Annotated in this window: 12 protein-coding genes and 1 tRNA gene; 9 read left to right on the top strand and 4 right to left on the bottom strand. The window is 34.8% G+C overall.

Features of this window, described 5'->3' with window-relative positions; all coding sequences use genetic code 11:
- Positions 1-113 precede the first annotated feature (113 nt).
- The 3 genes from dnaG to ACFIQC_RS04420 all read left to right on the top strand — a co-directional run bounded on the left by dnaG (position 114) and on the right by ACFIQC_RS04420 (position 5,530).
- Positions 114-2,051 (top strand): DNA primase, encoded by a 1,938-nt coding sequence (gene dnaG, locus ACFIQC_RS04410; protein WP_375702853.1) that lies wholly within the window; start codon positions 114-116, stop codon positions 2,049-2,051.
- Positions 2,052-2,441: 390 nt separating this feature from the next.
- On the top strand, positions 2,442-4,457 hold the full coding sequence (rpoD, locus tag ACFIQC_RS04415) for an RNA polymerase sigma factor RpoD (protein WP_375613401.1): 2,016 nt from the start codon (positions 2,442-2,444) through the stop codon (positions 4,455-4,457).
- A gap of 611 nt (positions 4,458-5,068) precedes the next feature.
- Positions 5,069-5,530 carry a YcgN family cysteine cluster protein gene (locus ACFIQC_RS04420; RefSeq protein ID WP_375628795.1) on the top strand — a complete coding sequence of 154 codons (462 nt, stop codon included), beginning with the start codon at positions 5,069-5,071 and terminating at the stop codon, positions 5,528-5,530.
- 29 nt (positions 5,531-5,559) lie between these two features.
- On the opposite strand, the gene ACFIQC_RS04425 is transcribed toward ACFIQC_RS04420, so the two are convergent.
- Positions 5,560-6,303 (bottom strand): SIMPL domain-containing protein, encoded by a 744-nt coding sequence (locus ACFIQC_RS04425; protein WP_375621378.1) that lies wholly within the window; start codon positions 6,301-6,303, stop codon positions 5,560-5,562.
- 170 nt (positions 6,304-6,473) lie between these two features.
- On the opposite strand from ACFIQC_RS04425, the gene ACFIQC_RS04430 reads away from it, so the two are divergent.
- Both ACFIQC_RS04430 and ACFIQC_RS04435 read left to right on the top strand, forming a co-directional pair.
- Positions 6,474-6,550: transfer RNA gene (locus tag ACFIQC_RS04430), tRNA-Ile, on the top strand.
- 1,697 nt (positions 6,551-8,247) lie between these two features.
- Entirely contained in the window at positions 8,248-8,430 is a 183-nt protein-coding gene (locus ACFIQC_RS04435) for a hypothetical protein (protein WP_375611974.1), read from the top strand.
- Here ACFIQC_RS04435 and ACFIQC_RS04440 read toward each other — a convergent pair.
- On the bottom strand, positions 8,354-8,668 hold the full coding sequence (locus ACFIQC_RS04440; protein ID WP_007347852.1) for a helix-turn-helix domain-containing protein: 315 nt from the start codon (positions 8,666-8,668) through the stop codon (positions 8,354-8,356). The genes ACFIQC_RS04435 and ACFIQC_RS04440 overlap by 77 nt on opposite strands.
- A 609-nt stretch (positions 8,669-9,277) precedes the next feature.
- Here ACFIQC_RS04440 and ACFIQC_RS04445 point away from each other — a divergent pair.
- The 4 genes from ACFIQC_RS04445 (at position 9,278) to ACFIQC_RS04460 (ending at position 10,513) form a co-directional block, all read left to right on the top strand.
- Positions 9,278-9,403, top strand: a complete 126-nt coding sequence (locus ACFIQC_RS04445; RefSeq protein WP_375611975.1) for a hypothetical protein — start codon at positions 9,278-9,280, stop codon at positions 9,401-9,403.
- 21 nt (positions 9,404-9,424) lie between these two features.
- A complete protein-coding gene (locus tag ACFIQC_RS04450; protein WP_375613353.1) occupies positions 9,425-9,673 on the top strand; it encodes a hypothetical protein in 249 nt (82 codons plus the stop codon).
- A 305-nt stretch (positions 9,674-9,978) separates the two neighbouring features.
- On the top strand, positions 9,979-10,290 hold the full coding sequence (locus ACFIQC_RS04455) for a hypothetical protein (RefSeq protein ID WP_375611977.1): 312 nt from the start codon (positions 9,979-9,981) through the stop codon (positions 10,288-10,290).
- Positions 10,291-10,342: 52 nt separating this feature from the next.
- Entirely contained in the window at positions 10,343-10,513 is a 171-nt protein-coding gene (locus tag ACFIQC_RS04460) for a hypothetical protein (RefSeq protein ID WP_375621377.1), read from the top strand.
- A gap of 530 nt (positions 10,514-11,043) precedes the next feature.
- Here the strand turns inward: ACFIQC_RS04460 and ACFIQC_RS04465 are convergent.
- Together ACFIQC_RS04465 and ACFIQC_RS04470 are read right to left on the bottom strand one after the other, a co-directional pair.
- On the bottom strand, positions 11,044-11,223 hold the full coding sequence (locus ACFIQC_RS04465) for a DUF1508 domain-containing protein (protein ID WP_142416545.1): 180 nt from the start codon (positions 11,221-11,223) through the stop codon (positions 11,044-11,046).
- 388 nt (positions 11,224-11,611) lie between these two features.
- Positions 11,612-12,151: a helix-turn-helix domain-containing protein gene (locus ACFIQC_RS04470; protein WP_375621376.1), complete on the bottom strand. Its 540-nt coding sequence runs from the start codon at positions 12,149-12,151 to the stop codon at positions 11,612-11,614.
- Positions 12,152-12,401: the final 250 nt, after the last annotated feature.

Below are 12,401 nucleotides of genomic sequence, written 5' to 3' on the forward strand. Positions count from 1 at the left end.
AATATATGCAGTTGAGGGTTTAAAATTTTACAACTGCTTAAGAGGAAGTATTGGAATTATGCTCTAAAGTCGTTAAATATGCAAAAAAGAATTTTCAAACTCTGTGAGAGATAATGCGTTTTCCGCCCGATTTCCTTAATGAACTGCGTACGAGACTCCCAATTTCAACAGTGATTGGTCAACGGGTGGATTTTGATCCTCGAAAAAGTAAGCCTTCACGGGGAGACTTTTGGTGTTGTTGTCCATTTCATGGTGAAAAAACGCCAAGTTTTCATTGTGATGATCATAAAGGGCGCTATTATTGTTTTGGTTGTGGTGTAAGTGGAGATATTTTTACCTTTTTGTGTGAGCTTGATGGATTGCACTTTTCAGAAAGTGTAGAGCGTTTGGCTGATTTTGCGGGAATGAAACTCCCTATTTTGGATTCACAAAGTCATAAACGTCAACTGGAAAAAGCTGACCTTTATGATGTGATGAAAATTGCCACAGATTTTTTTCAATATAATTTACGCGATAAAGGAGGTATACAAGCACGTCGTTATCTGGATGCACGTGGTGTTACACCAGAGCTTGTAGAGCGTTTCCGCATTGGTTTTGCACCGGTAAGGCGTACGGCTTTGAAAGAAGCTTTAGGTACACGGGGCATTTCAATAAAGCAAATGGAAGAATGTGGGCTTCTCTCAGTGCATGAGGAGAGCGCGGATTCTTATGACCGATTTAGAAATCGCATTATGTTTCCTATCGAAGATTTGCGTGGACGTGTGGTGGCTTTCGGAGGGCGTGCATTAGAGAAAGAGACACGAGCAAAATATCTCAATAGCCCTGAAACAGTGCTGTTTCATAAAGGAAATATACTTTATAACGCGGCAGCAGCTCGCAAAAATAGTCGCTTTGTTGGCGATGAAAAAATTCATTCACTCCTTGTTGTTGAGGGGTATATGGATGTCATTGCATTGACTAAAGCTGGTTTTGAAGGAGTTGTAGCACCCTTAGGGACAGCATTAACGGAAGCGCAAATTGAGCTTTTATGGCAGATGGGGAAGGAACCTATTTTGTGTTTTGATGGTGATGATGCTGGTTTAAAAGCTGCTTTTCGTGTTGCTGATCGTGTGTTGCCTCTTTTAAAGGCTGGGGTTTGTGTACGCTTTGTTTTGTTGCCACAAGGGAAAGATCCTGATGAAATTGTTTGTGCTGGTGGAGCTCAGCTTTTTTCTTCTTTTTTGCAAAAAGCTATTCCTTTGAGTGAGCTTTTATGGTGGCGTGCTACCTATGGAAAGCATTTTGAAATTCCAGAGGCACGAGCAGCGCTAGAAAAACAACTAAAACAACAAATTTTTACGATTAAGGATGAAGATGTCCGTCGTTATTATTTGCAAGATGTAAAAAAACGCCTTTTTGATTTTTTTCGTCCCTCTTTTTCAAAACAAAAGGGGGAAGGGCGATATGGTCAATCTTCACCAAATAGGACCTTTAAAGATCAAACCTTTTCTCTGTTAGCAAATTCTGAAATAGTACGAAATTCTTCGCAATCTATCCCTTTGCGTGAAGCAGTCATTTTACTCACTTTAGCTTACTATCCTGAGTTGTGGTATGAAAATTTTGAAATTCTTTCTGAGTTAGAATTAAAAAATACTCAATTGATAATTTTTCATCAAGCTATGTTGGAAATTCTTGGGGACCAACAGCTTCATGATAAAGAGACGATGGTTGCGTTCTTAGAAAAAAGAGGGCAAAAGGCTCTGTTAGAGCGTATGAAACATCTTGTGCAAAATATTGGTATGCGTATTATTCTTGGTGGAGCCCCTATAGAAGATGCGCGTGCTATATTAAAACAAGCTGTCTACTTGCATCTTCAAGAACACCACCTACATAAGAGGTTACAGGATATTGAAGAGCAACTTGTAGAAAATCCTAAGAGTGAGGTTTTTGATCTGCTTCGTGAGGTAAAAAATGAGCTGGAGCAGATGCAGGCAACAGAAGCGTTAATTGAAGGATTTGGAAGTTGGTTGGATGAAAAAATAGACGGGAATACACAAGATACGATAAAATGATTCGCTTTTTTAATGCGAATCAGTCACTTAAATTTTAGATGAGGAAGTTTATGTGGAGTGACATTTTTATAAAGATGACAATTAAATTTTAGGAAAAGCGGGTAAATTTTAGGAAAAGCGGGAAATTGGTTCTTACGATAGGGTGCAGAGATTATCTCAGAAGGGCTGAGAGGTGTCGGGGAAACTTCTGGAGTTTTCCCGCGTTTTTGTCTGGATGTCAAGTTTGTCTGGATGTCAGGGCGTATACAAAATGTATTCTTTCCAATGGTAATCTCTTAACAGGAAGTATATATGAGTAACTATTGGTAGATTTTAGTGAGAACAAAAAAACTGGTCACATGGAAACTATGGTTACATGGAAACTGTGAAGTGATCGAGTGGAGTTATGGTATGGCAACAAAGGTTAAACAGAAAGATAATGCAGAAGTAACAAACCAAGCGAGTTTGGATAGTCCTCTTCTTGATTTTTCTGATGATGCCATCAAGAAAATGATTAAACTTGCCAAAAAAAATGGTTACGTAACAATGGATGAACTCAATGCAGTTCTTCCTTCTGACGAGGTTACATCCGAACAAATTGAAGATATCTTGGCGATGTTCTCTGAGATGGGGGTTAATGTTGTGGATGATGAGGATGAAGTCGAGTCTGAAAATTATGAAGAAGAAGTTACGGTAGAGGGGGGTGATTTAGTAGAAGCCTCTAGCCACGCAATTGCAACGACAACGAATAAACGCGAAGTAACAGATCGTACGGATGATCCGGTGCGTATGTATTTGCGTGAGATGGGAGCTGTTGAGCTTCTTTCGCGGGAAGGCGAAATTGCCATTGCTAAGCGTATTGAAGCAGGGCGTGAGACAATGATTGCAGGACTTTGTGAGAGTCCTTTGACTTTTCAGGCTCTTATTATCTGGCGTGACGAGTTAAAAGAGCAGCGTATTCTTCTTCGTGAAATTATTGATCTTGAAACGACTTATGCTGGTCCAGAAGCAAAGCAGGCTCCTGTTATTGAGCGAAGTGAAGTTGATAAGACCGTAGAAGAAAAAATGTCTTCTGGTATACGTAATATGGGGGAGAGCGCAGGAGAGAGAAACATTGAAGACGATGATGAAGAGGACGAGGACGATGTTAACTTATCGCTTGCTGCAATGGAAAATGAACTTTGTCCTCAAGTTATGGAAACATTGGATTTTATTGCTCAAACCTATGTAAAATTACGAAAATTACAAGATCAGCATGTTGAAAGCAGTTTGGCAGAGCGTAAAGAGGGGGCCCTTACATCCTCTCAGAAGAAGAAATATATTCAATTAAAGGGTGAGTTGATTCAAGCAGTAAAATCTCTTTCTTTAAACCAAAATCGTATCGAAGCTTTGGTTGAACAGCTTTATGACATTAATAAGAGATTGATTCATAATGAAGGTAAGCTGAAACGGATTGCCAATAGCTATGGCATTGGCCATGAGGACTTTTTAAAAGAATACCAAGGGCGTGAATTGGACGCGGATTGGATGAATTATATTTCTGCTTTGCCTACACCTGGTTGGAAAGAGTTTTCGGTGCGTGAAGCAAAAGAAATCCAAAAACTGCGAAGTGAAATACAAAATCTTGCGCAAGAAACGGCTATTTCGATTGGTGAATTTCGTCGGATTGTTATGCAGGTGCAGAAAGGTGAACGCGAATCAACAATTGCGAAAAAAGAGATGGTAGAATCTAATTTGCGTCTTGTCATTTCAATTGCAAAAAAATACACCAATCGTGGTTTGCAGTTTCTTGATCTTATTCAAGAGGGCAATATCGGTTTGATGAAGGCTGTGGATAAGTTTGAATATCGGCGCGGCTACAAATTTTCAACTTATGCAACATGGTGGATTCGTCAAGCTATTACACGTTCAATTGCTGATCAGGCACGTACAATTCGTATTCCTGTTCATATGATTGAAACAATTAATAAAATCGTTCGTACCTCGCGTCAGATTCTCCATGAAATTGGACGAGAACCAACACCAGAAGAATTATCTAGCAAGCTTTCTATGCCGTTAGAAAAAGTACGAAAAGTTCTTAAAATTGCAAAAGAACCTATTTCTCTCGAAACGCCTGTTGGTGATGAAGATGATTCCCATTTGGGTGATTTTATTGAGGATAGGAATGCGTTATTACCAATTGATGCAGCTATCCAAGCTAATCTGCGAGATACGACAACACGCGTTCTTGCTTCATTAACACCACGAGAAGAACGTGTTTTGCGGATGCGTTTTGGAATAGGGATGAATACCGATCACACATTGGAAGAAGTGGGACAGCAGTTCTCAGTTACAAGAGAGCGTATTCGTCAAATTGAAGCAAAGGCACTTCGTAAATTAAAACATCCTAGCCGTTCACGAAAATTGCGCAGTTTTCTCGATTCTTAAATAAAAGAATTCGTGTGCATTTTAATAACTCCCTCTTTCTTCCTAATGAAGGGGGGAGGTGCTTCATGTTGTACTTGGATGCTTTCTTGAGAAAAACATAGGAAGAATTTGAACAATCTAGAAAGTTTTCGATGTTTAATGTTTTTCTTAGTTTTGGGGCTTTATACTTCTCTGTCTCAAAAGAATAGATATAGGGCAAAGGGTGGTTATGGAGTAGAGAGTAGGGGGGCTTTCAAGAAATGAACGATAAAAACATTACCTTGCGTATAGCGCGGCTCGTTTTTAAGAAATGAGATCTATTAGGAATAAACTTATATTGCAACATACGGACTTTTTGATGAAAAATGTATATTCTTTACGGAATTTTTCTATCATTTTAGGTGACGCATTTTATTCTTCGTTAAGTTTACAAAGAGATGTTTCAATAGGTTATGTTCATTTATATGCGCTATTTTTGAATATTCTCTTTTTATTCAGATAGCTTTTAAGAACATGGTTTAAAGTATACATTGAGTTGAATCTTTTTAAGAGACAGAAATAGATAAAATTATAGAAATTAAACGTTTCATTTTTTATAGATCGTCTTAATTAAAAAAGGTGTGTCTGAGTTTATGAGTGGAGAACTTCCCTTTTGGAAAGTAAAAAAATTAGAAGAGATTTCCATTTCTGAGTGGGAGAGCCTTTGTGATGGCTGTGGCTGTTGTTGTCTCCATAAAGTTGAGGACGATGATACGGGTGACCTTTATGCAACCAGTATTGCTTGTCGTCTTTTAGATGGGGAAACCTGCAGGTGTCGAGATTATGCTCATCGTAAATCAATTGTACCAGATTGTATATCGCTAGACATTACGACAGTTAAAACAGCGCGTTGGCTCCCAGAAAGTTGTGCTTATAGATTAATTTATGAGGGAAAAGATCTTCATTGGTGGCATCCATTGGTATCAGGGGATTGTCAGACGGTACATACAGCGCATATTTCTGCACGCGGACAAATAGAGATTTACGAAGACGAATTATTATCTGAGGAAGATTATCTTTATCACATTACTGGTCTTCTACGTGAAGGCCAGTAATATGATTTTTTATACAACTTGTTTGTGACTTAATCGATCGCAAAGACTACAGTGACGCTCACGTTATAATTTAATTCACCACCTGCAAAATTTGTATTTGCGTAGCTTACATCTGCTGCTCTACTCATGAGACGTGGTGTTGGGTGATAGTAATCATCCTTTTCATTGATTTCAATAATTTTTCCTAATTTTAAATCGGCTGCTTGCGCTATCGTTTGCGCTTTTTCAATGGCTTCAGTAATGGCTTTTTTACGTGCTGCTTGATAAAATGGCTTTGTATCTGCGTTGGTAAAAGTAATGCCGTTAACTGAATTAACACCTAGTGTCATCGCTTGATCAAAGATTTTACCAGCATTGGTAAGATCACGAATGCGCACGGTTAAAGAATTTGAAACATGATAGAGTTTTTCATTATTCTTTTTTTCGTGGTGTTTATCAGAGGTCGACTGATAAATGGATAAGCCTGATGTTTGCAAATCATTTGCTTGGATGCCATTGTTTTTAAAAGCGTTTATAATATCATTGATGGATTGATTATTGGAAGCTAATGCCTTTTGGGCAGTTTTGTCATAGGTAACAACGGCTAGATTAATAATGGCCATATCCGGTGTTGCTTGACTTTCTCCGATTGCTGTCACTGTAATCGTTGCATTTTTCATTTTATTTTCTTCAGCATAAGCACGTACAGTCAACGATGTGGCTAAGAGTGTAAATGCTAATATAACTGTTTTAACCCGAGAACTCTTCAGTGGTTGAATTTTCTTTTCTATCATATCTATACCTTTATATTTGTCAGTTAATTATTCTCTCATTTTTAAGAGTTTTTGTAAAGAAATTAGAGCACTGAAAAAAAAACCAATAGAAAAGAGAAAAAGATGGGTTATAATCTTTGTCAGCTCTTGTATCATAGGGCATTTTAGTTTAGAGAGAAACAACCTATTTAGGGCCTGTAGCTCAATTGGTTAGAGCCAGCGGCTCATAACCGCTTGGTTGGGGGTTCGAGTCCCTCCGGGCCCACCAATAGGGAAATGTACAATAGAAAAATGGATCGCTTATATAAAAGTTTTGAGATTCTACCTTTTTCGTTTTTTATTTATTTTCCTGTTTGTGTTAGAAGCTTTTGGTCGTTGTTTGTTGCAGTTTTTTCTCTCAGTCGCTTTAATATGATGGTATGTTTTCTTAGTCTCATCAAAGAAGTTCTCTCATTTGCAACCTTTTAGCATTTGGATTAACTGATATGGGTCGCTATTTACTTTCTTAATTCATATACTGTTTTGTACTTTTTCTATATGGTGTTCTTCATAAAATAGAAGGCTAAAAGCTTCATTGGATAAGTTTATTTATACTTGTTCTGCAAATAAACAGACCTCAATAAAACCAATTTTAAAGATTGTACCTGTTCAGAACAAATGGCTCAAAAAACATTTAGTGTAAATTTGCTTTTTTCTAAGTGATGTTAATGTCTTTTAGACGTTCGAATAGCATCATTGTGATGAAAGGTTAGTGTATAAGAGAATGTGATCTATGGGCATTCATATGTATCATGGGGGCAACGATGATAACATTTGTTGATATTTTCTTTTTCTCAAGAAAGGAATTCTATTTAATATTTTGAGAAATATTGTTCATAGTGACGGTGGCGTGTTTTCTGAAAAGAATTTTATTAATTGTTCTTTGAAAAGTCAATTGAGTGATTGTTTCTATCGCTTTGCATCATCCAGATTCTATTGTAATAAGCATTTTATTATTCTGTAAGAAATGTTTTCTATGATATTGGAAAATTTGTTAAAATGCCATTTTCTGTTTTTGTGTATTTTTTGCTTAATGTTTAAATTATAGAGTTTTCATGTGATCCGAATTATTATTGAAGAGCAGATGTCTTTTTTGATTTTACTCTGATAAGGAATTGGCAATATTGCGGTAACCCTAGCACTTTTTTGTATTGCTAACATTTTTCTCGTATTGATCGTATAGAGAGTTTTATCTTTATTATGAGTTTTTTCTCTTATGAAAAATTATTGGCAGGGAGGGTGTTTTTTTGGAAAAGTATACTTCTTCTTCAAAGTCATACTTTGAAAATATAATTCTTCATTTGCATAAGGGGATTTTTCTCTTGTTGTAAATCTGTATAAAATTTACGTACAAAGATTGTGCGTGATGATTCGTTTTATTTTTTAATAGTATCATTTTTGCTTATGATAGAGACTTATATTAGTATTTACAAGGTGCGTTTAGAGGAGAGGTTACCTGTAAATGTGTTACAGAGTTTTAGGTAGTGTGGCTCTGTTTATAAGAATTTATTCCTATAACATTGTTATATTCTTGCTTTGCAATATTGTTAAAAAAACATAGATGGTGCTATGTAGAATAAATTGTGATGTATTTTTTTCAAAAAAGCTTTTTCGTGTTCTCTTATATAGAGTTCAGGAGTGTCTTCAGGGATATTTTCACATTAGTTTTTATTGGTCCGAATCGCAAGATCTGCGTAACATTATTCGCGTTTTTGATAGATTATACCAATTTTCATAAGAAGGTCTGGATCGTGTGATGCTTTCTGTTTCACTATGGTACATGACTAATAGAACTTCATCTGATTTTGTAAAATAAGTTTGTACACAATTGCTTCCATACTGCCTATTGCAAATATTTTTTTCTAAGGTATGAGATATATTTTGAACGCTTTAGCGTTATATAGTGTGACTACATGGAGTATGACTATGAAGAATGATAAAAAATTTGAAACAACTTTATCTGATATTATTGTGAAATGGGAGTCTTTATCGACGTCTCAAAAGCAAGCGATATTGGATAAAGTAGAAAATGCTACAGATTCTGCTCATTCAACAGAACATTTAAGGCTTCAATCTTCTTTTTATCTCCAGACGAAATCAAAGTTATGAGTTTTAAGTCTTCATCGGAGATGTTGAAACCAGTTATTACATATATGGCACTAGCATTTCCCAGTGTATTCAAAATAGCCATGAGTTTATCTACAGAAGGTCTCTTGCCTCCATTTATCATTTGTTGGACGTAATTTTGTCCACAGCCTGCAGCTCTGCTTATTTCAATCATTGTTCGTCCGTCACTTTTTATCAATTCAACTAAGCGTTGGAACCAATCTTTTTCAGTCTTTGTCATTTTTAGACCTTTACATATTTACGCTATAGCGTTAATATTGCGTTGCGAATCCAGAATATATGATACAAGGAGCGTGAAAATATCCATGTGTAGCTCTTCGCTAAGGAAGCATATAGAGTTGTTTTTAACTAATAACAAAATGTCCCCATACACTTTCAGATTCGAATCAATAAAAATGGTTGCTTAGTTCCACGGTTGTGAAAAAGTAAATGTGTATACCAGAAAGGGCGATACACACTCGTATGTTTATGAGATTTCACTATGATAGTATACGTAGCAGCATTATAAATCAAGATATACCCCAACATCAGAATTTGTAAAAAAAATTCTGCGTTGAGGTAGTGTGTGAATATAACGAAGCTTTAGAGCCTTAAGAGATAGGATAATGGCTGTAGAAAAAATGTAAATTGCATAGACAAAGAATACTGATTTCTTCTTTATTGTAATAAATTAGATCACTATCAGATGGTATATCGTATATATGCGTAAAAAAATGGGAAATATCAAAAAAGTGATCTTGGATATTTTATTAAACAGGAAGGTAATCTGATCCACAAAGGTGGTTGTTTGGTAGAATTGTACATTCGATCAATGCCCTTATGGGGATGAATGTGTTTTTATGATGCTGCGGTTTATAATGAAGTCTGTGTTTATAATGATGTTGTTATTGATAACAATGCATTAACATATGGTTGTTTAGTGGTTCGTAAGAGTTCGCATGTTTATGAAAAATAAGAACTTTATCGTTATTTGAATATGAGTGGAGATGCATATGTTTATGCTAATGCGGTCTTTTTTGATCAAGTTTTGAATGCTCAATGTATTGAATTTTGTGGTGATACTCGTGATTTTAGAAAGGCTCGAGTTTATAATGATGCTTTAGTTTGTGGTGATGTAAAGATTTGTGGGAAGGCAAAATTTTACAGAAATGCTGTGCTTTGTGACACTGAAGATTTTTGTAATAATGAAAAACTTTCATATATAGCCGCATTCCACATGGCGTAAAAAGGAAGATAGGAACGATTTGGGCAAGGCTTGTATGATTGGATTGCGTCGTTAGTTTTATTTGACGTTCCTTATTTTTTGTATTTTGTGTCAATAAATATGTCGCAAATAATTGGTGTGAGTGTAGATTTAGCCGCTTTCAGAGATTTGTTTGCGTCATTTATCAATGCTTTAATGGAGAAAATAAGAACGCCGAGAGTGATTGTTCACACTTGGAACATGCGATTTATTGCATTCTTTTTTTGATTGAGGATGAAACAAATTGGTCAAGATGATCACTTGAGCGACAATTAAGGGAGATCCAAATGAGTGTAAACGAAATTTTATTGGGAGCAATGATTGTTGTTTTGTTGTGCAGCGGGGTTATATTTCGATTTTCTTTATATTATCGCAGTCAAGTGAAAATTTTAAAAGAGGAATCTAGAAGAATAAAGCATGAGTTTTTAAGAGATACTATGAAGATGACTGAAGAACGAGATAGGGCTATTAGAGAGCAAAGTATGGTGATTAAAAGACGCGACCAAGCAATTGAAAAACTGAAAAAACAAATTAAGCAATATGAAAAAAATGAAAAGAAATATAAAAAAATGCTTAAATCTGAAGATGATAAAGAGTGATTGTATTCATATTTTGCATTAAAGGGTTTGGAAATGTGTTAGGAAGATTGGAATGACGAGAGAGATAAACTTTAATGAAGCCAATTATGGTGCTGATGGAGAGATTGTATTGGAAGAGAATATTCAAGTTTACTCTGATTTTATGACAACATTTAAGTTTATAAGACAGAGCGTCGTTGATCATAAAATAAGAGTTTATGATGATAAACCAGTTTATAGGTAGGCTAGTTATTAAAAAGCGCGTCTATACAATCCAGCAATTTTATATTATTGCTGGAAACAGTTTTGCACGTTCTTTTTAGATGTAAGGTATAAATGCTACGATAGTTTCAGCTAATAGGTATAAAAAATTGCATGATAATAGAAAGAAAGAGATATTTGCTTTTTATGAAGATGAAATGGGTAAGTCAGTTATGATTATCAGATACAGAAGAGGAATATGAACGTAAAAGATATTAATATCTTGTAGAGTAAATATATTTCTCATTGATGATTTATCTTCTCTTCATGTGCGTTTATTTTTTATGAAAAATACAAAACTTAAGAGATTTTCTTTTTGATAAAGGCTATAGAGATTTGAGTATGATTGAAAATAAACATATAATCTGTAAGAATATGAATGTTCTTTGTGAGTGTCAGAAATAATACAAAAACTTCCTCTCATTGAGGGCAAATCAATCACTTTTCATTTGTCACAAAAGTAACTACCATACCATTATACAAAATAAACGCTTGTTTTAATGGTAAAGAATGTTAGGACTGTAGTTCTCTAATAAGAGCCTTATGTGTAATTTCTTTTATTTGCTCAATATTGATTAGGATATCTTGTTTTGTTGGATAACCTTTACTAGAAAAAGCAATTTTTTGTGCATCTCCTGAGATTAAACGCCAGTACCATTGATTGTGAACTCCTTGAAACACCTCAAAATACATGCTTCCCACCTCATAAAATAGCTGATAATTTTCAGGATAAATATTTAACTAATCCACTTGTAAACATTAATGTATGTCTCTCTAGGAAGTCGTCAATATATTCCCCTTAAATTTTCTGACCTTAAAAAATAATTTCTATGAGAGCTATTATTCTTTTAACAAGAAAAAAAATATTGTCAATAAGACATGAATGAGAATTTTATACTATAAAATTATTTTTTTTAATTTAAAGACACTATACTTTCATTTACAATGCAAATATTTTTCTGTCGTTACAGAAATAAAGTCTATAAATTATATAAAACTTCACCAGCATGGATAAAGTAAAAAATACTTTTTTCCATACTGGTGTTTAATCATTTCTTGCTTTTTCTTTTGAAATAGACGTTTATTGATTAGCTATAACCTCTTTTTGGGATACGCTTCGAATGAGTAAATCAATGAATAAGCTAAGGGTATAAGAATTGGCCATTTTAGCTTTCATATCGATAAGAGAGGTTGTAGTTTTAGGGTTAAAACCATTTGATAAACCTTGTCTTGACAAATATTGCTGCAATTTTTCATAAGAACTGTCGATTTTTTCTTGATTTAGTTTTTCGCTACGATCACTATCGGCAAGTGTTTCTTCCAGTCCTTCGATTTTTTTAATAAAATAATTCCAGTCAAAATCACCTTTTGTATATTCGGTGTCAAACATTTTTCCTTGTCCAGTTAAAAGCCAATTAATATTGACACCATATAACGTGCGGTATGTTTGTAAGACACTAAGATTGGGTTCTCTCTCTCCACGCTCATAAAAAGCAATGGAATTTTTTGTCATGCTAAAACTTTTAGCTAAGGTTTCACGTGATGGATCGCCTAAAGCAAGACGTACATAACGTAAACGTTTTCCAAATATGGTTTTTGATTCAGTTTCAGGACGTGCCACGAATTATCTCCCTCGGTAAATCATCATGGTATAAATCATTAAATAATAAAAGCACACTATGTATTAATATTCTATGATATAATGTCAATATTATAGCTTTAATTTCTTGTTTTTTTTTATTTGTGTAGATAGAAAGCAATCTTGCACTTATTGTATTGACAATTGATATTCACTTCAAAACAAAATTCCTTGTTGCTACATTTGTCTCTTGCTTTTTTTGAGAGAATTTTCATGTAACTTTACCATATAT

Source organism: Bartonella sp. AA126HLJHH, from assembly GCF_042197425.1.
In the GTDB taxonomy this organism is placed as follows: Bacteria; Pseudomonadota; Alphaproteobacteria; order Rhizobiales; family Rhizobiaceae; genus Bartonella.

What these genes read in the sequence shown, in the direction of transcription:
- dnaG (WP_375702853.1), top strand. Translation starts at nt 114, where the DNA reads ATGCGTTTTCCGCCCGATTTCCTTAATGAACTGCGTACGAGACTCCCA.
- rpoD (WP_375613401.1), top strand. Translation starts at nt 2,442, where the DNA reads ATGGCAACAAAGGTTAAACAGAAAGATAATGCAGAAGTAACAAACCAA.
- ACFIQC_RS04420 (WP_375628795.1), top strand. Translation starts at nt 5,069, where the DNA reads ATGAGTGGAGAACTTCCCTTTTGGAAAGTAAAAAAATTAGAAGAGATT.
- ACFIQC_RS04425 (WP_375621378.1), bottom strand. Translation starts at nt 6,303, where the DNA reads ATGATAGAAAAGAAAATTCAACCACTGAAGAGTTCTCGGGTTAAAACA.
- ACFIQC_RS04435 (WP_375611974.1), top strand. Translation starts at nt 8,248, where the DNA reads ATGAAGAATGATAAAAAATTTGAAACAACTTTATCTGATATTATTGTG.
- ACFIQC_RS04440 (WP_007347852.1), bottom strand. Translation starts at nt 8,668, where the DNA reads ATGACAAAGACTGAAAAAGATTGGTTCCAACGCTTAGTTGAATTGATA.
- ACFIQC_RS04445 (WP_375611975.1), top strand. Translation starts at nt 9,278, where the DNA reads ATGTGTTTTTATGATGCTGCGGTTTATAATGAAGTCTGTGTTTATAAT.
- ACFIQC_RS04450 (WP_375613353.1), top strand. Translation starts at nt 9,425, where the DNA reads ATGAGTGGAGATGCATATGTTTATGCTAATGCGGTCTTTTTTGATCAA.
- ACFIQC_RS04455 (WP_375611977.1), top strand. Translation starts at nt 9,979, where the DNA reads ATGAGTGTAAACGAAATTTTATTGGGAGCAATGATTGTTGTTTTGTTG.
- ACFIQC_RS04460 (WP_375621377.1), top strand. Translation starts at nt 10,343, where the DNA reads ATGACGAGAGAGATAAACTTTAATGAAGCCAATTATGGTGCTGATGGA.
- ACFIQC_RS04465 (WP_142416545.1), bottom strand. Translation starts at nt 11,223, where the DNA reads ATGTATTTTGAGGTGTTTCAAGGAGTTCACAATCAATGGTACTGGCGT.